19 protein-coding genes and 3 riboswitches are annotated in these 21,394 nt (G+C 35.2%); of the genes, 8 read left to right on the plus strand and 11 right to left on the minus strand.

Going from position 1 to position 21,394, the window contains the following annotated elements:
- Window positions 1–721: 721 nt before the first annotated feature.
- Window positions 722–823: riboswitch (cyclic di-GMP riboswitch) on the plus strand.
- A gap of 66 nt (window positions 824–889) precedes the next feature.
- Complete coding sequence (locus NX902_RS20320; RefSeq protein WP_163186415.1) at window positions 890–1,081, plus strand: hypothetical protein; 192 nt, start codon at window positions 890–892, stop codon at window positions 1,079–1,081.
- A 91-nt stretch (window positions 1,082–1,172) separates the two neighbouring features.
- Window positions 1,173–1,580 carry a YkvA family protein gene (locus NX902_RS20325; RefSeq protein WP_163186456.1) on the plus strand — a complete coding sequence of 136 codons (408 nt, stop codon included), beginning with the start codon at window positions 1,173–1,175 and terminating at the stop codon, window positions 1,578–1,580.
- A gap of 33 nt (window positions 1,581–1,613) precedes the next feature.
- On the opposite strand, the gene NX902_RS20330 is transcribed toward NX902_RS20325, so the two are convergent.
- The 8 genes from NX902_RS20330 to NX902_RS20365 all read right to left on the minus strand — a co-directional run bounded on the left by NX902_RS20330 (window position 1,614) and on the right by NX902_RS20365 (window position 10,925).
- Complete coding sequence (locus tag NX902_RS20330; RefSeq protein WP_095329897.1) at window positions 1,614–2,795, minus strand: NupC/NupG family nucleoside CNT transporter; 1,182 nt, start codon at window positions 2,793–2,795, stop codon at window positions 1,614–1,616.
- A 348-nt stretch (window positions 2,796–3,143) separates the two neighbouring features.
- A complete protein-coding gene (locus tag NX902_RS20335) occupies window positions 3,144–4,352 on the minus strand; it encodes a M20 family metallopeptidase (RefSeq protein WP_095329896.1) in 1,209 nt (402 codons plus the stop codon).
- A 12-nt stretch (window positions 4,353–4,364) separates the two neighbouring features.
- On the minus strand, window positions 4,365–5,222 hold the full coding sequence (locus tag NX902_RS20340) for a MetQ/NlpA family ABC transporter substrate-binding protein (RefSeq protein WP_095329895.1): 858 nt from the start codon (window positions 5,220–5,222) through the stop codon (window positions 4,365–4,367).
- 80 nt (window positions 5,223–5,302) lie between these two features.
- Window positions 5,303–5,965: a methionine ABC transporter permease gene (locus tag NX902_RS20345; RefSeq protein ID WP_171509978.1), complete on the minus strand. Its 663-nt coding sequence runs from the start codon at window positions 5,963–5,965 to the stop codon at window positions 5,303–5,305.
- Window positions 5,965–6,981, minus strand: coding sequence for an ATP-binding cassette domain-containing protein (locus tag NX902_RS20350; RefSeq protein ID WP_163186458.1), 1,017 nt, complete (start codon window positions 6,979–6,981; stop codon window positions 5,965–5,967). The genes NX902_RS20345 and NX902_RS20350 overlap by 1 nt, the downstream gene beginning before the upstream one ends.
- Before the next feature lie 140 nt (window positions 6,982–7,121).
- A riboswitch (SAM riboswitch) is annotated at window positions 7,122–7,232 on the minus strand.
- Window positions 7,233–7,738: 506 nt separating this feature from the next.
- Entirely contained in the window at window positions 7,739–9,046 is a 1,308-nt protein-coding gene (locus NX902_RS20355; protein WP_095329892.1) for a nucleobase:cation symporter-2 family protein, read from the minus strand.
- Window position 9,047: 1 nt separating this feature from the next.
- Window positions 9,048–9,656 carry a xanthine phosphoribosyltransferase gene (locus tag NX902_RS20360; protein WP_095329891.1) on the minus strand — a complete coding sequence of 203 codons (609 nt, stop codon included), beginning with the start codon at window positions 9,654–9,656 and terminating at the stop codon, window positions 9,048–9,050.
- A gap of 163 nt (window positions 9,657–9,819) precedes the next feature.
- Window positions 9,820–9,921: riboswitch (purine riboswitch) on the minus strand.
- Between the two features lie 125 nt (window positions 9,922–10,046).
- Window positions 10,047–10,925, minus strand: a complete 879-nt coding sequence (locus NX902_RS20365; protein ID WP_163186462.1) for a methyl-accepting chemotaxis protein — start codon at window positions 10,923–10,925, stop codon at window positions 10,047–10,049.
- Window positions 10,926–11,059: 134 nt separating this feature from the next.
- Here NX902_RS20365 and NX902_RS20370 point away from each other — a divergent pair, with 134 nt between their 5' ends.
- From NX902_RS20370 to NX902_RS20385, 4 genes are all read left to right on the plus strand, one after another.
- Window positions 11,060–11,749 (plus strand): response regulator transcription factor, encoded by a 690-nt coding sequence (locus tag NX902_RS20370; RefSeq protein WP_095329890.1) that lies wholly within the window; start codon window positions 11,060–11,062, stop codon window positions 11,747–11,749.
- Window positions 11,746–12,747, plus strand: coding sequence for a sensor histidine kinase (locus NX902_RS20375; RefSeq protein WP_172859431.1), 1,002 nt, complete (start codon window positions 11,746–11,748; stop codon window positions 12,745–12,747). The genes NX902_RS20370 and NX902_RS20375 overlap by 4 nt, the downstream gene beginning before the upstream one ends.
- A 123-nt stretch (window positions 12,748–12,870) precedes the next feature.
- Window positions 12,871–13,635: an ABC transporter ATP-binding protein gene (locus tag NX902_RS20380; RefSeq protein ID WP_095329888.1), complete on the plus strand. Its 765-nt coding sequence runs from the start codon at window positions 12,871–12,873 to the stop codon at window positions 13,633–13,635.
- Complete coding sequence (locus NX902_RS20385; protein ID WP_095329887.1) at window positions 13,622–15,565, plus strand: ABC transporter permease; 1,944 nt, start codon at window positions 13,622–13,624, stop codon at window positions 15,563–15,565. Before NX902_RS20380 ends, NX902_RS20385 begins: the two co-directional genes overlap by 14 nt.
- Before the next feature lie 60 nt (window positions 15,566–15,625).
- Here NX902_RS20385 and NX902_RS20390 read toward each other — a convergent pair whose 3' ends face one another.
- From NX902_RS20390 to NX902_RS20400, 3 genes are all read right to left on the minus strand, one after another.
- A complete protein-coding gene (locus NX902_RS20390) occupies window positions 15,626–16,381 on the minus strand; it encodes a hypothetical protein (RefSeq protein ID WP_341160949.1) in 756 nt (251 codons plus the stop codon).
- 433 nt (window positions 16,382–16,814) lie between these two features.
- Window positions 16,815–18,005 carry a MalY/PatB family protein gene (locus NX902_RS20395; protein WP_095329885.1) on the minus strand — a complete coding sequence of 397 codons (1,191 nt, stop codon included), beginning with the start codon at window positions 18,003–18,005 and terminating at the stop codon, window positions 16,815–16,817.
- Between the two features lie 167 nt (window positions 18,006–18,172).
- On the minus strand, window positions 18,173–19,447 hold the full coding sequence (locus tag NX902_RS20400) for an ATP-binding protein (RefSeq protein WP_341160950.1): 1,275 nt from the start codon (window positions 19,445–19,447) through the stop codon (window positions 18,173–18,175).
- 183 nt (window positions 19,448–19,630) lie between these two features.
- Between NX902_RS20400 and NX902_RS20405 the strand changes: the two genes are divergently transcribed.
- On the plus strand, window positions 19,631–20,098 hold the full coding sequence (locus tag NX902_RS20405; RefSeq protein WP_123258278.1) for a hypothetical protein: 468 nt from the start codon (window positions 19,631–19,633) through the stop codon (window positions 20,096–20,098).
- Window positions 20,099–20,149: 51 nt separating this feature from the next.
- Entirely contained in the window at window positions 20,150–21,391 is a 1,242-nt protein-coding gene (locus NX902_RS20410) for an MFS transporter (protein WP_341160951.1), read from the plus strand.
- Window positions 21,392–21,394 lie beyond the last annotated feature (3 nt).

Consider the following 21,394-nt stretch of genomic DNA (forward strand, 5'->3'; position numbering starts at 1 on the left):
AAATTCGCTTTCCATTTTTTACGGAAAAGAAAACCTACTAACCCCACATTGCCAATTCTCAGTAACTTCCCCATGTTCCTTCAATAAAATGGAGAGAGCGATAAGGAACAATTATACGAGTTAGTTAAAACAAATTCAGAAATAGCGACAAGTTTCCCGGGAAATTTTCCTAATATCCGTCGATATTACCTTATTAAACCTCAATCAGGCATACACCTTATCACTATTACAACTAGAATAGTAACATTAACCCTTAAATAATGGAGAAGAACGTCGAAATCCAAATGTCTCTTTTTCTTTCTTTGACCATGATCCCCTGTCTCAAACCATGATTTTGCACCTCTCCCCTCTTCTCTAGATATTCCCGAATAGAATAATATACCAATTCTACTCTTACATGAATGGTAAATTTAATCTTTGCATTGGAAAAGATATTGTTTCAGTCTTCCTTTATCATTTTCTTCCACTCGTGGATATTTTTTGAATAACTCCTCTTTTTATATGGGCATTGAATGGATAAACAATTATCAAATGTGAAAAAAAATAAAAAAAGAAATAATATATAGAGGAAAAAGAGTTTAAATGCCTAATATAGTATAAATAACCTATAATTACGACAAAAAATTTGACATTTATTTTTTTATAAAGATACCTATAGGTCTTTTGATACTGGTATTATGAACTAGTAAGTACTAATCTTATACTATAATAATCTGACTAATCGACGAAAGGGCAAAATCATTGAAAAGTGATGACGCAAAGCTATAGGGGCTTAGGGGTAACGAAGATCGATTTTTTCTACATGATAGCAAAAGTTATGACATTCATTACGCTTGCCAGCCAGTTACCGAATCCACCTTCGACGATTTAAATGAAGGGAAAAGTGAAGATGAGACAAAAAAATAATGATAAAATACTAATCAAACGATCAATCGTTGTAAGCGATCAAAACTATTTTTCACCAGAAACAGGTAATATTTGGAAAGGACTATTTTTCGGAATGCTTATCAGCATCCCTTTATGGATTTCCTTTTTTGGATGGCTTCGTATTTTCCTTACTTTTGTTGGTAAAATAGACTAGGGATCAGTAAATATTTTACTTATACTACACAAAAGCATATAATCATTATATGAATAAGCGCGAAAAAACCATTAGGAAAGGGGCTTTCATAATGGCAGAATCAAAAGAAAAATTGGAAAAAGAACTTGCTATAGCAGGAAAGCATTATTCGGAGAAAAAATTCTGGTCCAAAATTGCAAAGTTTGGAAAAAAGGCCGGTTCCTCTGTTGTTTATGCGGTGCTTCTCTTGTATTACACTTTACAAAAACCAAATGTACCTAAGAAGGTCAAAGCAACTATTATTGGAGCATTAGGTTATTTTATCCTTCCTCTTGATTTAATCCCTGATTTTTTAGTTGGTATAGGTTATACAGATGATTTAGGGGCACTAGGACTTGCATTATTCCAAGTTGCTATGTACATTGACGATGATATTAAATCAAAAGCAAGATTAAAACTTACTGAATGGTTTGGGAATAAAGTCGATACAACCGAAATAGATAAAAAAATAAATAAATGAAAAAGGGACTATTTTTTAGTCCCTTTTTCATTATTATAGAAATAATCCTACGATTGTAGCCGTTAATATAGATGCAAGTGTCGCCGCTAATAACATTTTCAACCCGAACTTCGCAACAATATCTGCTTTTTTAGCATTAATTGCTTGAATCGATCCAGCAATAATTCCAATACTAGAGAAATTTGCAAAAGATACAAGGAAAGTAGACACAATCCCTACTGTTTTGTTTGAAAGTTCTCCAAGTAATGGCTGTAATTGCAGCATTGCTACAAATTCATTTGCAGCTAATTTCGTACCCATTACAGAACCAGCCGTTACAATTTCGCTTCCAGGTATCCCCATTATCCAAGCAATCGGTGCAAAAATATAACCCAATATCCCAGTAAAACCGATGCCGAAAATACTTGTAAAGAAACCGTCAATTAGAGCCAGTAAACCAACATAAGCAACTAACATTGCAGCAACAATTAAAGCAACACGACCACCATCTAAAGCTCCTGCAGAGATTGCTCCAAAAACAGAATTCGTATTGGAGACATCTTTTACATTGATGCTCTCATCTTCATCTTTTGAAATTGGTGCAAGAAGTGTCGCTATAATTAGTGCAGATAATGCATTTAAAATCATTGCAGCTAGTACATATTGGGGAGGAATCATCTCCATATAGGCTCCCATAATAGATGCAGAAACAGACCCCATCGCAGAAGTACATACAATAAATAATTTATTTGCATTTATCGTATCTAAATGGCCTTTAATCGCAAGAAGTGCTTCCGATTGACCAAAAAAGATTGAGTTAATGCTGTTAAATGTTACTACCTTTGATAAACCAGTAATCTTAGCCAAAGCTCCACCAATATATTTAATTGCTAGAGGCAATACTTTGATATGCGTTAATAAAGATAATAAAGTAGAAGTAAAAATAATGATCATAAGAACATTAATAAAAAAAACACTTCCGCCTTCTGGAACTAATCCGCCAGTAACAAAATTTACCCCTTCATACCCATAGTTAAGGACTTTAGAGACACCGTTAGATGTAGCTTCTACTATTTTTAGTCCTACTGTAGTTTTAAACATTATTAGTGCTACAATAAATTCAAGCACAAATAATACGAGAATAGCTCTGAAATTAATCCTTTTTTTATCATTTGATAGTAAAAAGGCAATAGCTATCGTCACAATGATACCTAATATCCCAACTAAAATCGACATAGAAAATTCCTCCTAAATAAGAAGCAATAACAACCCTTTCCTCTTTATATAAACTATCTCAATATAGTTAATATAACTTCAAAAAACATTGTTAATACATTAAAAACGATATACAGTTTTAGATGTTACCTTATATTTAGGTCAATGTCATCCTTTAATTGAAGAATAAGTTAAATTAATAAAATTTAAATCTTTCTAAATATTATCTAAATATATTTAATTCATATCATTGCAAATACTTATCTAGGTAAATAGCAATATAAAAAGCAATTCCAGGAAATTCTCCTCTGAAATTGCCTTCTGCATTTCTGTATGCTATTGAACTTTCCAGTAACAAAAATAACTATTTTAAATGGAGTTTACTTTTTCTTTTTTCGCTGCTTCAAATGCTTTATTCACACGATTTAAAAGCACACTATCTGAAAGCAAACGATAGCCTGTTTTTGCGAGGACTTGTGCTCCTTTAACAAGGGCGGCATCTCCTGTTGCTGATTTTGCGGCTTCTCGAAATTCGTTCGTATGGGCAATTAAGTCGTCTGGCCCTATTTTAATATGAGGATGAGCAGTTGGAACTTCATAGCTAATATTTCCAGCGTCTGTTGATCCTTTTCCGCGAGATCTTTCCGTTACAACTGTTTCTCCAACTGCCTCTAATTCTTCTTTTAAGATTCCATCTAAAATTGGGTTTAATACAAAATCCTTCACTTCATTTTGAAATCTTTCCACTTTAACAGTCGCACCAGTGGCAAGAGCAGCTCCTTCAGCGATCGCACGAACTTTTGCTGCAACCTCTTCTGTTTTTTTCCATGTTTCGGCACGTATATAGAATCGCGCTGATGCATATTCTGGTATGATATTCGGTGCATCTCCCCCGTTTGTTATAATCCCATGGATTCTGATATCATCAGGCAGCTGTTGTCTAAGTGCATTGATGCCGACGAATAATTGGATAACGGCATCAAGAGCGTTTATCCCTTTTTCAGGTGATCCGGATGCATGTGCTGCTTTTCCGTAAAAATGAAAGTCTAAAGGATCAACAGCAAGTGTTTCACTAGTCAACGATGTTTGTCCAGAAGGATGAATCATTAAAGCGACATCAACATCCTTTAAATAGCCATGTTTCACAAAGCTTCCTTTTGCACTCCCATTCGGACCTCCTTCTTCTGCAGGTGTGCCAAGAACAACTACTTTCCCACCAGTTTCAGACAGCACTTGAGATAAGGCAATACCCGCTGCAACACTTGTTGTTCCAATAATATTGTGACCACAAGCATGCCCTAGACCAGGAAGGGCATCATATTCAGCAAGAAAGGCAATGGTGGGGCCAGATATCCCACTGTCTTTTACTGCATAAAAAGATGTTTCATGTCCAGCAACGGCAATTTCCACTTTAAATCCCGCATTTGTTAGAATATCTACATGCTTTTTGCTTGCAAAAAATTCTTGATTGCCAATCTCAGGATTTGCATGAATTAATTGACTCGTTTCAATATAAAGCTCCTTATTTGTTTGAATGGATTCATTAATTAAATCAAGACTAGATAATGTATTACTCATTTTTTCTCCTCCTTAAAGTCCTTTAAATTGTTTTGCCAACTCATCTTTTGCAATGTCCACTACAATTGAACCACCGTTTGTATCTGCTTCTACCGCTTTCACCACTTCTTCTTCATGATAAAGTTCAACAATTTTCTGATAGGTTTCGTTATTCGCATCCTTTGTACGAGCCGCAAAGATATTTACATATGGTAATACGTTTTTATCCTCTGCATCTTCTAAATAAATGGGATCTTTTACAGGATCAAAGCCTGCTTGACCAGCGACACCATTATTGATAACAGATGCTGCAACATCTGGTAAGACTCTTGGTGTTTGTTGAGCTACAACTGGCAAGATATCAAGCTTCTTTGGATTTTCTACAATCTTAGATGGATCACCAAATAATCCAAAATCATCAGCTAATGTAATTAATCCAGCAGATTCAAGTAATTTTAAAGCACGCGCTTGATTAGATGGATCGTCTGGAATAGCAATTTTGTCCCCCTCTTTTATCTCACTTACATCTTTCACTTTTTCTGAATAGATTCCCATAGGAGCAATCACTGTTGTTCCTATGGGCGTTAAATCTGTTTTGTTTTCTTCATTAAACTGACTTAGAAAAGCAATATGCTGGAAGGAATTAATATCAATATCGCCATTCTCTAAAGCTTGGTTTGGTAAAGTATAGTCTGAAAACTCGACTAACTCGATTTCAATTCCTTCTGCTTTCGCCTTCTTCTTCAAAGTCGGCCAGACTTCTCCATCGGATCCCGTCACCCCTATTTTCACCTTCACTGTTTTATCTTTACTTGATGCACTATCTGACGTGCAGGCAGCTAGTGCCCAAATAGTTGTTAATAATAGTAAAATTGCAAAATATTTTTTCATCTCTCCATCTCCTTAATTAGTAATTTTTGTATAATTTTAACTTTATAAAGCGATAAATATCCCATCGTTAAAGTTCTGTCTTAACGTCTCATTATTTTTCGTGATAATGTATTTCCAATCCATTGAGCAATTTGTACAAGTATAATCAGTATAATGACGGTAACAAGCATAACACTGCCATCAAAACGCTGGTAGCCATATGTCATCGCCACATGTCCCAGTCCGCCTCCGCCAACGGTACCAGCCATCGCAGAAAAATCGATTAAGCTGATCGTTACAAAGGTTAATCCTAGAATCAGTGGTCCTAATGCTTCCGGAATTAATACAGTAAAAATGATTTGCAAAGGGCTTGCTCCCATCGCTTTAGCAGCTTCAATAACTCCTAGATCAATACTGACTAAATTATTTTCTACTACTCTCGCAATTCCAAATGAGGCTGCAATAGTCATAGGAAATATCGCTGCCCAAGTCCCAATCGTTGTACCCACAACTGCTCTTGTTAACGGGCTGATTGCCACTAAGAAAATAATAAAGGGAATAGGGCGGATAATATTAATTAGGATATTGAGCAAACGGAAAACTAATTTATTTTCCAAAATATTTCCCTTCCTTGTCACAAAGAGAAGTAACCCAATCGTAATGCCCAATATAGATCCTAAGATAAGAGTGGTAATAACCATTAATATAGTTTCTCCAGTAGATTCCACAATGCGCGGCCAAAAAGTACTCCAATCAACCTTCATTAAACAAGCACCTCCTCAACTGTTACTAATGCTTCTAATTCATGCAGAACCGCTTTAATATTTTCCTTGCTGCCTTCAAAGGAAACAAGAAGATTCCCATAAAACTTCTCTTGCAATTCCCGCACAGATCCATAAACAATGTTTACATCGACATTAAATTTTCTTGTGACCTTTGAAAGAACTGGATCACTAGCGATTTCTCCTTTAAAAATTACTCTATATAACTTATCGCCGCCCTTATTCCTCCATTCAGCCAATAAAGAAGCAGATGGACGATCCTGCTGGACAGACTGAATAAAACGTTGAGTAGTCGAGTGTTGGGGATTTGTGAATACTTCAAAGACAGAACCATTCTCGATTACTTCACCATTTTCCATCACAGCCACTCGGTCACATATTTCTTGAATAACATGCATCTCATGTGTAATTAATAAAATCGTAATGCCTAAATCCTTATTTACTTTTTTTAATAGACGCAGTATTTCACCTGTTGTATCTGGGTCAAGGGCCGAAGTTGCTTCATCACAAATCAATATATCTGGAGAAGTAGCAAGAGCACGTGCAATCCCAACCCGCTGCTTCTGTCCTCCTGACAACTGTTCAGGATAGTCGTCTGCTTTATCGGATAAACCGACAAATTGCAAGAGCTCTGCCACCCTTTCTTTTATTTCCTTTTTCGATACACCAGCTAGCTTTAATGGGTAGGCTATATTGCCAGCTACCGTTCTAGATGTAAAGAGATTAAAGTTTTGAAAAATCATGCCGATTCTTCGGCGAAGCTTGCGAATCTCTTTTGGTGATAGGGAGGCTACATCTACTCCTTGCACATGGATATTTCCGTTTGTTGGTGTTTCTAATAAATTCACAAGTCGTAATAAAGTACTTTTTCCAGCACCACTAAAACCAATAATCCCAAAAATTTCTCCTTGTGCAATCGAGATAGAAACATCCTTTACTGCGTTTACTTTGCGACTGCCAAGCTTAAAGGTCTTGGCTACCTTTTGAAATTCAATCATTTGCCCTTCAACTCCTATACTAGGTTAAAAACATACGTATCTTGTCAAGAAGAAACAGGCTTTTAGTGAATGCAAAAAGGCCCTGCTTCTTCTTTCCAGAAAGAAAAAGCAGGGCCTTTATAAGACAAAGAAACTACTTTTTCTCATCTTTCAAATGCACAATTAGCATTTGCAGGAATTGGCACGGTGTTTAATATAAATCCGCTGCCGAGACTTCTTCGGGCCTGTCCCTCCGTCTCTCTGGATAAGAAAAATGTTTTATGTAATTTTGTAAGATTTGATAACAACTATAAAACTAGATAAATAAATTGTCAACTATGTTTTTGCATTTTTTTATTTTCAAATATGCTTCGTTATAAAAATAAATTATTCTTATAAAACATTCACTTGATATAAATCCCTATTAATCTTTCCGATTAGTTTTTTCTTATTGCTCGTTACTTCCCCAAGGAATAATAGAAAGTTTAATTGCTTTTACATGCGGGATAATAAATTATTCTTATTACACTATAGCTCCTTTACCATCGACTTCAATCAACGCAGAATATTCCCTTAACCTATTTTTATAACTATTGACAATTATATATCAATATAACAAATAACTTAAATACAATTAAACTTATCGGAATAATTTTTATAAAAAAGTGTAATTTCTCGATTTATTCTTATATTGGATTACTTTTGCCTTTTTGATTAAACAAAATAAGACTTCCCGTTTTCTCTGGAAAGTCTTATTTATTTGTTTTAGCGCCGCTATTTAGGCTGCTGTCTTTTCTTCCATTTGTACTGTTTTGGCACGAGACCCGGGAATTATGTTAAATAATATATTTAAGATAATCGCAGTTAGCCCACCTGCCACAATACCGCTTTGGAAGAGGATGCGGATGCTTTCTGGAAATTTCATAAAGATTTCTGGAACAACAGTTACACCAAGCCCCATTCCAATCGAGCAAGCAAGAATGAGCAAGTTTCCTTGCTGATTAAAATCGACCTGTCCTAGCATTTTAATACCATAGGACACAACCATCCCAAACATTGCAAGTGAAGCTCCTCCAAGGACAGCTGTTGGAATCAATGTTGTAATAGCTGCAATCTTAGGAATAAAGCCTAAAATAACTAAAATGGTTCCTGCTGCATAAATGACATTCTTTGTTTTTACACCTGTTAATTGAACTAAACCTACATTTTGGGAATAAGCCGTGTATGGGAAGGAGTTGAAAATCCCGCCAATTACAGAAGCAATTCCTTCCGCTCGATATCCTTGTGCTAAATCTTTTTCCGAAACCTTTTTATTAGTAATATCTCCTAATGCTAAATAAACACCTGTTGATTCAATTAAACTCACAATAGCAACAAGAGTCATCGTGATAATGGAAGTGAGATCAAAGGTTGGAGTCCCAAAATAAAACGGAGTAATACCATGAATCCATTTTGCCTCCCCCACTTCTGAAAAATGAACCATTCCCATAAAAGCTGCCATAACAGTTCCAATGATAATTCCTAGTAAAATAGAAATGGTTTTGATAAATCCAGTTGTAAATCTATTAAGTAAAATGATGATAGCTAATACACCAAAAGCAAGTACCAAGTTCTTTATGTTTCCAAAATCTGCGCTTCCTTCTCCTCCTGCCATATCATTAAATGCTACAGGAATTAAAGTAAGACCAATAATTGTAACGACAGAACCAGTTACGACCGGAGGAAAAAATTTCACAAGCTTGCTAAAGATGGAAGAGATAAGAACAACAATAATACCAGAAACAATAATTGCACCATAAATGGCCGTTATTCCATGCTTACTTCCAATCGCAATCATTGGACCAACTGCAGTAAATGTACAGCCAAGCATAACAGGAAGGCCAATTCCAAAAAATTTATTTTTCCAAACCTGGAGCAATGTTGCAACACCACATGTTAATAAATCAATCGATATAAGATAAGTTAACTGTTCAGGTGTTAATTTTAATGCTCCACCAACTATTAAAGGTACTAGCACAGCACCAGCGTACATTGCTAGTACATGCTGCAGACCTACAGACCATGTTTTTACTGACATTTTTTCCATTTTAATATCCTCCTGCATAAATGCCATCATGTATTCGCTGTTCAGCAAATGTTACTTTTCCACCCTTTAAAGAGGCAATTCTTGCTAGAGATTCTACTCGATAGCCTTTTGCGATTAAATCATCTGCTCCTTGCTGGAATGACTTTTCGATTAATATGCCAATTCCACTAACAGTTGCACCAGCCTGCTCGACAATATTCGCTAAGCCTAAAGCAGCCTGTCCATTTGCTAAAAAGTCATCAATTACAAGAACATGGTCATCTGAATGCATATACTTTTTAGAAACTGTAATTTCATTTGACTCTTGTTTTGTAAATGAATAAACTGTTGCTGTATATAAATCGCTTGTTAAAGTAAGGGATTTTCTTTTTCTTGCAAAAATAACCGGAACATCTAATGCTAGACCTGCCATTATAGCTGGTGCGATACCCGATGACTCTATTGTTAAGATTCTAGTAATCCCAGCATCTTTAAACAATCTAGCAAACTCCAAGCCAATTTCCTTCATCAGCTGAGGGTCCATTTGGTGATTAATGAATGAATCTACTTTCAAAACATGATCACTTAACACAATACCTTCTTTTTCAATTTTCTTCTTCAATAACTCCATTAACTAGACTCTCTCCTTTTTTGGAGGATAGCTAATAGCAATAAATGCTCTAACTAATCCTTAAATAATACAAAAAAAGCACAGCCGCTTACTCATAGAGTAAGCGGCTGTGCTTTTAAAAGCAAAAATAGACTGCCCTATTTATGCATAGATCAGTATATCTCCATTTTATACGCTTACCCGTAGTCAGATGATTAACGGTCATCTGGTAGAAACTTGCAGGCCATATTCCTGCTATTATACGAGTGTATTTATCGATTGATTATTTGACAACATAATGGATTATAACGGATTTTTTCGAAAATGAAAACTAAATTTTTTTAATGGATAAAGTTTCCAGCTTAGTGATTGAATAATTAATTGCTAAAAGCCGCTTAAAAAAGACTAATTCTATAGCTTATTAGAATAGTCATTTAACTTTTTTGCCATCTCTAAAATTTCTTCCATAAAGACGGATGTATGTTCAATGGAATCTGCTTGTTTTTCCCCGATAGCTGCAATTTTTCCAATCGATTCATTGATGGACTGAGTTGTCTGTTTTATTTGTTCCATTGTTTGTGAAATTGTCTGTGTAAAGCTGACAGTTTCTTTAGAGAATTTTCGAATTTCATTCGCTACTACTTCAAAGCCTCTTCCTTTCTCGCCTGCTCTCGCTGCTTCAATGGCAGCATTCAATCCTAATAGATTCGTTTGATCTGCAACTTTTTTTATGATAGATACTACTTCATTCGTTTTCCTAATATTTTCTTCGGCAACACTTGATTGTTCTAAAAGAATCTTTGAGAAATCTACTAAAGAATGAGACCCATCTGCAATATGATCAATATGCTTTTGCGATTGTGTTAACGATTTTGTTATTTGATCGACAATATTCCGTATCTCTGTTTGTCTTTTTAATTGAACAGCTATTCCACCAATTACTTCTCCCTTTTTATTTAATATTGGGGAAGCAGTGCCAATAAATTCAAAACCATAAAAATCTGCCGGCACTTCCTGCTTTAAGGTTTTCTTAAGCTGAATTGCCTCTCTCAGCGGTTCATCAGACTGTAAGGGCTGATTTGTTTTGATATGTAAATTAATTATCTCTCCAGGAAAATAAGCGATAAATTTTTCTTTATCACAAATGGCTATCGAAAGATCTGCTGGTATTGCTGCTTTAATAATTGGTACAATGGGAATAATATCTTCTAAAGATTCTACTTGTTTAATCACTGATGCTGCACTCCAATCTGTCAAAATCACTTTACTATAATAGCATACCTCTTCCATATATTAGCGATTTTTTAATTTTCGCTTCCACATCCCTCCTTTGTTAGGAATTAAGATGTTATAATGACCGTAGTTCTCTTCTTATTATTCACAAATAGAAGCGAATAAAAACCTATTCATATGTGGTGATTTCCATGTTTAAAATACTTTTAATCGAAGATGATCAAACGTTATTTCAGGCAATAAAGGAACGTTTAGAGCAATGGTCCTACGAAGCGATTGGGATTCATGATTTTAATAATGTAATGCAAGAATTTACGGAAAAGAAACCTGATTTAGTCATTATCGATATCCAACTTCCTAAATATGATGGGTTTCATTGGTGCCGATTGATTAGAAGCCACTCCAATGTCCCAATTATTTTCCTATCTTCTCGAGATCATCCAACTGACATGGTGATGTCGATGCAGCTGGGAGCCGATGACTTTGTCCAAAAGCCATTTCACTTTGACGTCTTAATTGCAAAGATTCAGGCTACCTTACGAAGAGTTTATAATTACAACATCGAGCAGTCCTCTCTGAAAACTTGGTGTGGTGCCACCATTGATTTTGAGAAAAATACAGTTACCTCCGTCAATGGGGAAATCGAGTTAACGAAAAATGAAATGTTCATTTTAAAAATATTATTAGACAAAAAAAATAAAATCGTATCGAGAGATGATCTTATCAATGAACTATGGAACGATAAACGCTTCGTTAGTGACAATACACTAACCGTAAACGTAAATCGTTTGCGAAAAAAACTTGATGAACTTTCTCTCGGAAGCAATATAGAAACTAAAGTTGGACAAGGCTACATGGCTATTGAAGAGGACACGTTATGATCAGAAAATTTCTAGTAGAAAAAAGAAGCTGGATTCTCTTTATTCTTTTTTTACAGCTGTTTCAATTATTTATGTCCATTATTGATGAGACAATTTCCTTTTATTCAATGATATATATTTGCTTTATTAGCATCCTCTTGTTTGTGATTTTCTGCTTTATCCGCTATCAGAAAGAGACTACGTTTTATAAAAGCCTTTCTGCTCGAGAAGATGATTTAGATCTTACAACCTTAGCGTCAGCAAAAACACCTTTTGAAAAAATAATTGCGGATAGCTTTACAACCCAAACTAGCATGTTAAAGATAGAAAGATATCAAAATCTTCAGCAGCTTGAACTAGAAAAGGATGAATTGCTTTCTTGGATTCATGAAGTAAAAACACCATTAACAGCATTACGTTTACTAATAGATGCTATTGAAAATCAGGAAATGAAGACATCCTTGACATTCGAATGGTTAAGAATTCACCATCTCTTAGATCAACAACTGTACCAAAAACGTTTTTCATTTATTCAAAATGATCTCTACATAGAGAATGTTGATATCGAAATGATTCTTTTCGAAGAAATAAAAACATTACAGTCATGGTGCATGCAAAAAGGAATCGGTTTTGATATTGAACTACAGAAAAAGATGATATTAACCGATGGAAAATGGCTTTCGTTTATTATTAGGCAGCTATTGAGTAATGCCGTTAAATATAGTAATGAATCAGATATTATCATAAGAAGCTATGAGAATGACGGATATAACTGTTTAGAAATAACCGATAATGGAATAGGAATAAGCCCGCAAGACTTGCCAAGAATCTTTGCAAAAGGCTTTACTTCCACCTCCAAGCACCAAAATAATTATGCTACTGGAATGGGATTATATTTATCTAAAAAAATCGCAGATGTACTCAAAATCAATATTGCTGTCCATTCTAAATTAAATAGAGGTACCACCTTCACCCTTACTTTTCCGAAGAACAATGAATTTAATCAAATTCATAACTAAACATAGTGACTGCGAGGCATCGTGACAAAAATGTCACATGCTTCTTTTAATTGTTCGTCAAATCGAGGGAATGGATAAAATACTTTTTGTATACTTAATCTATCATGTAAAGGAGTGTGGAGTATGGATATCTTAGTTGCTTCAAAGGTCCATAAAAGTTATGGCAATAAAGCAAATCGTCAAGAAGTGCTGAAGGGCGTAAATTTGAACGTCCAAAAAGGCGAATTTGTCAGTATTATGGGTGCCTCTGGCTCAGGGAAAACAACCTTGTTGAACGTTCTTTCTTCTATCGATCAAGCCAGCGGAGGAACTATTCGAATCGTAGAGAAGGAAATTACCCGTCTCAAAGAAAAGCAGTTAGCAGAGTTCCGAAAAAATCACTTAGGATTTATCTTTCAAGATTATAATTTACTCGATACTTTAACCGTTAAAGAAAATATTCTTTTACCATTATCGATTACAAAAACGCCCAAAAAAGAGGCTCATCAACGTTTTGATACTTTAGCGAAAGAATTAGGTATTTACGAAATAAAAGATAAGTATCCAAATGAAATTTCAGGTGGTCAAAAGCAAAGAACTTCTGCAGCCAGAGCTTTCATCCATGAACCAAGTATTATATTCGCAGATGAACCAACCGGGGCTCTTGATTCTAAGTCTGCCTCAGATTTATTAAATAAATTGAGTCATTTAAACCAAACAAGAAGTGCAACCATCCTTATGGTAACCCATGACCCAGTCGCTGCAAGCTATTGTAATCGAGTTGTTTTTATTAAAGATGGCCAAATTTATACACAGCTTTATAAAGGAGACCAGGATAGACAGCGCTTTTTCCAAGATATTATCAAAACACAGGGAATTTTGGGTGGTGTGCAAAATGACCGTAAGTAATCTTGTTATTCGAAATCTCAAAAAAAATATAAAATACTATTATCTTTATATTTTTGCCTTAGTATTCAGCGTGTCCCTCTATTTTTCCTTTGTAACCTTACAATATGACCCATCGATGGACGTGGTAGAAAATTCAGTCAAAGGTGGCGCTGCGATTAAAGCGGCCTCTATTCTTTTAATAGCAATTGTTGCGATTTTTCTACTCTATGCCAATACGATTTTTATTAAGCGGCGCGGAAAAGAAATTGGACTTTTCCAATTAATTGGAATGACTAAAAGCAGAATTTTCCGTTTATTAACACTGGAAAATTTCATTTTATATTTTCTATCTATTGTTATCGGTATTTTTATTGGCGTTTCTTTTTCTAAAATAACCATCATGATTCTATTCAAAGTAACCGGAGTCCAAGGCATTGCGAAACTTCACTTTTCGCCAGAAGCTCTCGTCCAAACAGTCATTGTCTTTTGCGCCATATATGTTCTCATTATGTTAATGAACTATATTTTCATTAAAGGCCAAACGATTCTTTCCTTATTCCGGGTTACATCTTCAACAGAAGCACGAGTAAAGAAAATGTCTGTATGGGAAATGATTATCGGTGCTACAGGAATTATTTTTATCATAAGCGGCTACTACATCTCGTCCCAGCTTTTTAATGGCAACTTTCAATCCATGAATGAATTGTTTTTCGCTATGATTTCTATTCTCGCTCTAGTTATAATCGGAACATATCTATTTTATAAAGGATCTGTCAGCTTTTTGTTTAACCTTATTCGTAAAAGTAAGAATGGCTACATTAATATTAATCAAGTACTTTCCCTGTCTAGTATTATGTTTCGGATGAAATCAAATGCTATTTTATTAACAATTATAACAACCGTTTCTGCGCTGGCACTAGGCTTTCTTTGTTTAAGCTATATATCTTACTATTCTGCTGAAAAAAATGCAGAACAAAATGTTCCAGCCGATTTCACCTTTGACAATGTCCAAGATGCAGAAGCTTTTACAAGCCGACTGAAAGAGCAAAAAATTGCTTATAAGGAAAACAGAATTCCTGTTATTCAGACTATCTTTGATATTAAGGGAGTCTTGGCTAATATTCCCGAGGGATTCGCACAAGATACCAGCGAGATGCAATTGCCGGTTATTAGTGAAGACTATGTAGATGATGTTCATCTATCTAAAGAAGAAGTACTTTTTGATGGATATAGTTCTACCTTAGAAAAATTTATCCAATTAAAATCTACAGGCTCGATTACCATGGAGTTAAAAGGCCAATCCATCCCATTAAGTTATTTAGGAATGAAGGAAATGAACATTCTTCCTTTTAACTTTTCTAGCGGCGGACTAATGACCGTAATTGTCGACTCTTCTGTCTTTGATTTAGTAGAAAAGAATAGGGATAAAAGTCTTCAATCTCCTTCTACCCTTTATATTGCGATTAATATTAATAAGGATCAAGATATTATAGACGCTGATAAAATTTATCAAAAACTAACTTTTGAAAGTCAGAAAACTTTATCACGTTATGAGACAAGCCAGTCTCAAAAGGAATTTATGGGATTAGCGATGTTTATTGTCGGTTTTCTTGGGCTAACTTTCCTTATCACATCAGGGTGTATCCTTTACTTTAAACAGATGGACGAAGGAGAAGAAGAAAAGTATAACTATACCATCCTCCGTAAGCTAGGCTATACACAGAATGATTTAGTAAACGGGATTAAATCAAAACAACTATTTAACTTTGGAATTCCATTACTTATCGGCCTGCTTCATAGTTATTTTGCTGTCAAATCTGGCTGGTTCTTCTTTGGATCGGAATTATGGGCACCAATGTTCATTGTAATGGGGCTATATGCAGTACTGTATTCCATCTTTGGAATTCTCTCCGTTATTTATTATAAAAAGATCATTAGCGAGGCGTTGTAAAGGCATCACCGCTTATCATTCAAATAAAAAAGGGAATCAGATAGCCTGATTCCCTTTTTATTAGTTTGCTTCTTGGTTCCAGCCAAAAAGTTCATTATCTCGTTGTTCGGATTCTAAAATAGCATGGTGAAAGGCTTTAAAATCAATAGGCTGATCTTTTTTCTCCGTAATCGCCTTAATATATTCACCAAGTTTCACCTTATTCTCCGGTGAAACTTGCCCAAATGGAATTTCTGCCGATCTGCCATAGTAAACATCAGCTGTTTTAGCCGCTAATTTTACTTTCTTACTATTAATTAAATAACGGGAATTAGGAACCGTATAAACAGTCTCCCAATCACTTTCTGTTTCCAACTGAATTTTTGATAGATGTTCTCCTGCAACTGAAATAAGGATTACATCAGGCTGTAAGTATTCAATAAGCTCATGCCATAATTTCACGCCTTCTGCTTGAAGATCTTTCTTTGCTTCTTTGCTTAAACTATCCCAAGTAGGATTAGTAGCAAGCGGTGAGCAAATATCTGTATGCAATGCCGTATTTTCTTTGTTACCATAAAAGCTTGCATTCATTCCATTCAATAACGGTTCAAAAGAAGGCTCATACCATGCTTTATATGGGTCTTTTTCAAAATACTGGTCAAGTGCAGTAATATACTGTTGATTGAATTGATAGTGATGGTCTCGTTTCATCGATTGAAACCTTTGGAAAGGGTCAGGGTCAGGGAAATCACGTCTAGACGGATTTAGACCTACAGTAATGATGCGGATAGGGGATTCAAAATATTTCTTACTATTACCAAAATACATAATTGGCATCGAGGGCTTTACGATATATGTCCTCTCTTTCTTACTTTCATACATTTCCCAATACTTTTTAATTAATTCGGTTTGTACTGCCTGTTGAATAACAATAAAAATCATCCTTTCAATTTAGTAAAAAATAATAGCAAGTCCACCAAAAAGGGACTTCCTTCCTCTCTATTATATATTATCCTTAGGCTATTGGTAAAGAATACGTCATCTTTTATAAAAAATCTTTTTATGGTAAAAAAACATAATCTTTCTCTATAAATTCCGGCTGATGCCCTGTTTATACACTAGGATAGTTAACTATTCTTTTAATCAAAGCACACAAAAAGAAAAGGAGCTGATCATTAAAGATACTTTTTCTAAACAAGTATATTTGTTTCCAGTTCATTCCTGTTAAAAGTATCAGTATAATCAGACCCTCGAAAAAAAGCTACGCTCTTTATTTTAAATCTGCGAACTCTCTTGCAATTCTTTCTATGGCTTCTTTTATTATCGGTCTTGGGGAAGGAATACAAATTCGTTGATGATTAATTCCTTCTTCTCCAAACATACTGCCATCTTCTAGTAAAACATTGGCTTTATGATAAATACGCTCATGCACTTCTTCTGGCGTTATTCCATATCCGCTGAAATCCATCCACATGATATAGGTTCCTTCTGGGATTGTTACTTTCACTTTTGGCATATTTTCATCAATGTAAGCCTTTACCCATTCCATGGTTCCGTCAATATATTCCTTTAATTCCTCCAGCCATTCTTCTCCTTCCTTATAAACCGCAATAAGCGCAGATATTGTAAAAGGAGATGCCAATTGGTGCCCCATTTCTTTATTAAATGCATTGCGCAGCTTCACATTTGGAATGATTAAATTCGTGCAGTGAAGTCCTGCCACGTTAAATGTTTTATTAATTGCCGTACATGTAATCAAATGATCCTGATTATCTGCTACCATCGCAATTGGAGTGAATTTCTGTGTACGTCTAATTAAATCCCCATGAATTTCATCTGCAATAATTAACACATTATGTTTTACACAAATCTCATTTAAACGAGTTAGTTCTTCTACTGTAAAAATGCGACCAGTTGGATTATGGGGATTACAAAGAATAAACAGCTTCGTTGATTCTTCCTTTGCCTTCTCTTCAAAATCAGCAAAATCGATGGTATAATACCCTGCTTCGTCTTGAAGTAATGCATTATTCCGAACCACTCTGCCATTTCCTTCAATTGCCGAAGTAAATGGCGGATAAACTGGACGTTGAATGATTACACCATCTCCAGCTTCTGTAAAAGCACGCACAGCCATATTAATTGCATGAACTGTTCCCGGACTGTAGACAATAGATTCTCTGTCTATCTCCCAATTATGTCTTTTTTTAAACCAAAGCTGAATTGCTTCATAGTACTCATCTGGAAAAATAGAATAGCCGTATATGCGATTATCTACCGTTTTATGTAATGCATCTACTAATGCTTGTGGTACGGGCAAATCCATATCTGCTGTAAATAAGGGGATTGTCTCTTCATCATACCGCTCTGTAAGTCCCATCTCCTTAATAATTTTTCCACCATCCCATTTAATCGAATAGGTATTTCGCCGATTTACTACTTCATCAAAGTTATTAATCACTACATCCACCATCCTTTTGCTAGTTTGAAGTCATTATAACATGGAGTGTTTGGAAAAAACTCGACTGGAATCTTTACCATCTAAAGTTTATTACCTTTTACGCCAAACTTATTTCCTTTATCCAAATAAACCTCCGCTATTTTAGTGGAGGTTTACATCTGCTTCTATTATGCTTTGGAAACTGTACCAAGTAATGTATCTTGTGTAGCGGCTGGAAAGATTATGGTTGCCTTTGTTCCTTTGTTTAACTCGCTTTGGAAGCTCAAATTGCCATTATGACTTTCAATGATTTTGAAACAGGTCATTAAACCAAGACCTGTCCCTTTTTCCTTCGTTGTAAAAAATGGTTCACCAAGTGTTCCTAATCTCTCGTCCGGAATGCCTACTCCCTGATCCATAATTTCTATCGATATATTGCCATCCTGGAGAGACGTACCCTTAATAGAAATATATCCACCCTTTGGCATAGCTTCTATAGCATTTTGTAGTAAGTTTATAAATACTTGTTTTAGGCGTTTTTCCTCACATAAAATCATTGGAATGTCCCATTCGTATACTTCTTTGATCTGAATATTATGTAAGCTTAATTGAGTATGTATTAATGTAACAACGTCTTTAATAATATTACGAATATCTTTAACTAAAAAAACATCCGCCGTAGGTTTAGCGAGAAAAAGCAACTCGCCGACAATCCCATTAATTCTTTCTATCTCTGACAATACAATTTCAAAATATTTATTTTGGGGATTTTCTGCCTTCGCTAGCTGAATAAAGCCTTTAATCGAGGTTAATGGATTTCTAATTTCATGGGCAATTCCTGCAGACATCTCTCCCAAAATCGCTAATTTTTCTGACTTTTGGAGCAAATGCATCGTTTGCTCTTTACTAGCTGTTATATCTTTTCCAATCGATAATATCACATCTTCACCATTTAACTTTATCGCTAAACAGGAGGCCTCATAGAAAAAATCATTTCCAGCAACACGTTTCATTTTATATTCAATAGGAGAGAGCGGTTTCTTTTTCTCTAAGGCAATATTCAGCCGCATTTTCCACCGTTCCATATAGTTTGCTGTGACAAACTCTCCAAATGATCGATTAATTAACTCTTGGTCGCTAGATGCTCCCATCATTCTAACAGCAGCATGATTGACATAGACTAACTTCTTTTCCCTTAAGGAGTGAATAAATATGGATTCAGGTAATGAATCCATTAGGAGTCGATAGCTTTCTTCACTATCCTTAGCCTTCTTCTCATAGTATTTGGACAGATCATACCTCCAGCCAACAATCCATGCTAATACCGTAAACAGGAAAAAATCAATATTGAAAAATGGTTCGTGCTTTATAACAAATTGATAAGTAGTAAATAATATAGAGATTGTTACTAACGTAATTTGTCCCCATGATTTTATTTGCCTATTACGATTCCAAAGCAGCATAGACATTGCCCCTTCAAAGTATAATTTCTATATACGTTCGTCTTAATGAACATCTTTTCTCCTATCTTATCATTTTTTAACTAGAAGCGCATTTGCTAATAATAGAATAATTAATTGCTGTTTTATTATTTTCCATCGTCCAGTATAATCTAATGAAAGGAAACATTAAAGGGGAGGGACACAATGGTAGATTTTTTTAAAATTATCGCGGAAATTGTTAATATTCTTCATGATATTATTATGGATGCTGCTGCTATTCTTGGTTGGCAAGCCACAGACAAAGATTTGCATTTATGGATTATCGGCCTTATTGGAATTATTGCATTCTTTATTGTTCAATTTATTTTTAAACGGTTAGCCGCTTGGAGTATCAAGAGTATTTCTTTTATTTATACATTTACACTTATTCTCGTATTAGTATTTGCCATTGAAATTCAGCAAGGAATTACAGGACGAGGAAATATGGAGTTCGCAGATGCTGTGGCCGGGATTAACGGGTTTCTTCTTTTCTTTGGGATCTATCTAGTTATTACTCTATTGTTTAAAGGGATTAAAAAAATCCTTCACAAAAAAAGTAATCATGTGGACACCAATAATCATTCAAACGAAGATAGCAATCTTCCATCTCGCCAATCACGCTATCATAAATAATAGTCTTCATAACTCATTAGTTACATTTTTGAAGTTAAAGGAAGGATACCTATGAATCGCTTGAACGCTTTTAGTAAGAAACATTCTAAAATTAATTATTCTGTTTTACTTGCTATTATTTTTGGCGGGTTCCTCATTTTCGGATTATCAGAGAACGTTAAAGGACCCGCTATCCCTATCATTCAAGCAGATTTTCTTTTAAGTGAGTCACAAATAGGATTTTTGCTTGCTATCAATTCACTTGGCTATTTAATTGCTTGTACCTTTACTGCCGCTTTAGCCAATAAAATTGGCATCAAATGGACTGGAATTGTTGCTTTCGCCGCAATGGCTCTTTCAGGTATTTGTCTTTATTTCTCCGAAATATATTTCACTCTTTCTTCCTCCTATTTCCTTTTATATATTGGAAATGGGATGCTTGAAATCGGACTGGGGATAATGGCAGCACGAATTTTCACAAAGAATACGGGATTTATGATGAATCTCGCTCATTTTTTCTATGGACTAAGCTCAATGGTTGCACCTATTATTGCCTCTTGGATGATGAAATGGACAATCGCAGGCGAAGAATTAAGCTGGCGAGGAATGTATTTTATTGTGCTGCTTTTAGCCATTCTCCCTATCATCCCTTCTATCTTCGGCAAATTTCCAGAAGAGGAAACTAGTGATGACGAATCAGTGTCATATCGATTTTTACTTCGCGATCCAGTTGCATGGCTTATTGTCATGATACTTTCCTTTGGGGTGGTATCTGAATTGGCTGTCGGAGGCTGGTTAGTAAACTTTTTAATTAAAGCGTATTCATGGAATGTGGAAACAGCTTCTGGTATGTTATCTATGTTTTTTCTCTTCTTTATGCTTTCACGGCTAATTCTTGGCCCACTAACAGATAAAATCGGCTATACACTCTCCATCATGATCTTTGCTGCCTTTTCCGGCATTTGCAGTTTTGCTGGCATTATCATCGGCGAAAAAGGTGCGATTCTTTTTGCTATCGCCGGAATAGGAATTGCCCCCATTTACCCGACTGTAATGGCATTGCTTGCCAAAAGGTATCCGAAAGGAACGGGTACAGCCATAACCTTTACTGTTACTCTAATGGGAATTGCCAGTGTGTTCGGGAACCTGTTAATTGGAGTCATAATTGATGGGATAAATCGTTTGTTTTATACAAGCAATGGTGTCATTGGACAACAGGCAGGCTATGGATTTATCGCATTATTATCGTTGCTTTGCTCCATTTGCTGTATCATTTTATATTATTATTTACGTAAAAGGCAGGAAGTTATTTAATTG

Source organism: Niallia sp. FSL W8-0954, assembly GCF_038005605.1.
Taxonomy (GTDB): domain Bacteria; phylum Bacillota; class Bacilli; order Bacillales; family Cytobacillaceae; genus Niallia; species Niallia circulans_A.

Excerpts from the sequence above, each read along its gene's own strand:
- NX902_RS20320 (WP_163186415.1), top strand. The coding sequence starts at position 890 with ATGAGACAAAAAAATAATGATAAAATACTAATCAAACGATCAATCGTT.
- NX902_RS20325 (WP_163186456.1), top strand. The coding sequence starts at position 1,173 with ATGGCAGAATCAAAAGAAAAATTGGAAAAAGAACTTGCTATAGCAGGA.
- NX902_RS20330 (WP_095329897.1), bottom strand. The coding sequence starts at position 2,795 with ATGTCGATTTTAGTTGGGATATTAGGTATCATTGTGACGATAGCTATT.
- NX902_RS20335 (WP_095329896.1), bottom strand. The coding sequence starts at position 4,352 with ATGAGTAATACATTATCTAGTCTTGATTTAATTAATGAATCCATTCAA.
- NX902_RS20340 (WP_095329895.1), bottom strand. The coding sequence starts at position 5,222 with ATGAAAAAATATTTTGCAATTTTACTATTATTAACAACTATTTGGGCA.
- NX902_RS20345 (WP_171509978.1), bottom strand. The coding sequence starts at position 5,965 with ATGAAGGTTGATTGGAGTACTTTTTGGCCGCGCATTGTGGAATCTACT.
- NX902_RS20350 (WP_163186458.1), bottom strand. The coding sequence starts at position 6,981 with ATGATTGAATTTCAAAAGGTAGCCAAGACCTTTAAGCTTGGCAGTCGC.
- NX902_RS20355 (WP_095329892.1), bottom strand. The coding sequence starts at position 9,046 with ATGGAAAAAATGTCAGTAAAAACATGGTCTGTAGGTCTGCAGCATGTA.
- NX902_RS20360 (WP_095329891.1), bottom strand. The coding sequence starts at position 9,656 with ATGGAGTTATTGAAGAAGAAAATTGAAAAAGAAGGTATTGTGTTAAGT.
- NX902_RS20365 (WP_163186462.1), bottom strand. The coding sequence starts at position 10,925 with ATGGAAGAGGTATGCTATTATAGTAAAGTGATTTTGACAGATTGGAGT.
- NX902_RS20370 (WP_095329890.1), top strand. The coding sequence starts at position 11,060 with ATGTTTAAAATACTTTTAATCGAAGATGATCAAACGTTATTTCAGGCA.
- NX902_RS20375 (WP_172859431.1), top strand. The coding sequence starts at position 11,746 with ATGATCAGAAAATTTCTAGTAGAAAAAAGAAGCTGGATTCTCTTTATT.
- NX902_RS20380 (WP_095329888.1), top strand. The coding sequence starts at position 12,871 with ATGGATATCTTAGTTGCTTCAAAGGTCCATAAAAGTTATGGCAATAAA.
- NX902_RS20385 (WP_095329887.1), top strand. The coding sequence starts at position 13,622 with ATGACCGTAAGTAATCTTGTTATTCGAAATCTCAAAAAAAATATAAAA.
- NX902_RS20390 (WP_341160949.1), bottom strand. The coding sequence starts at position 16,381 with ATGCCAATTATGTATTTTGGTAATAGTAAGAAATATTTTGAATCCCCT.
- NX902_RS20400 (WP_341160950.1), bottom strand. The coding sequence starts at position 19,447 with ATGCTGCTTTGGAATCGTAATAGGCAAATAAAATCATGGGGACAAATT.
- NX902_RS20405 (WP_123258278.1), top strand. The coding sequence starts at position 19,631 with ATGGTAGATTTTTTTAAAATTATCGCGGAAATTGTTAATATTCTTCAT.
- NX902_RS20410 (WP_341160951.1), top strand. The coding sequence starts at position 20,150 with ATGAATCGCTTGAACGCTTTTAGTAAGAAACATTCTAAAATTAATTAT.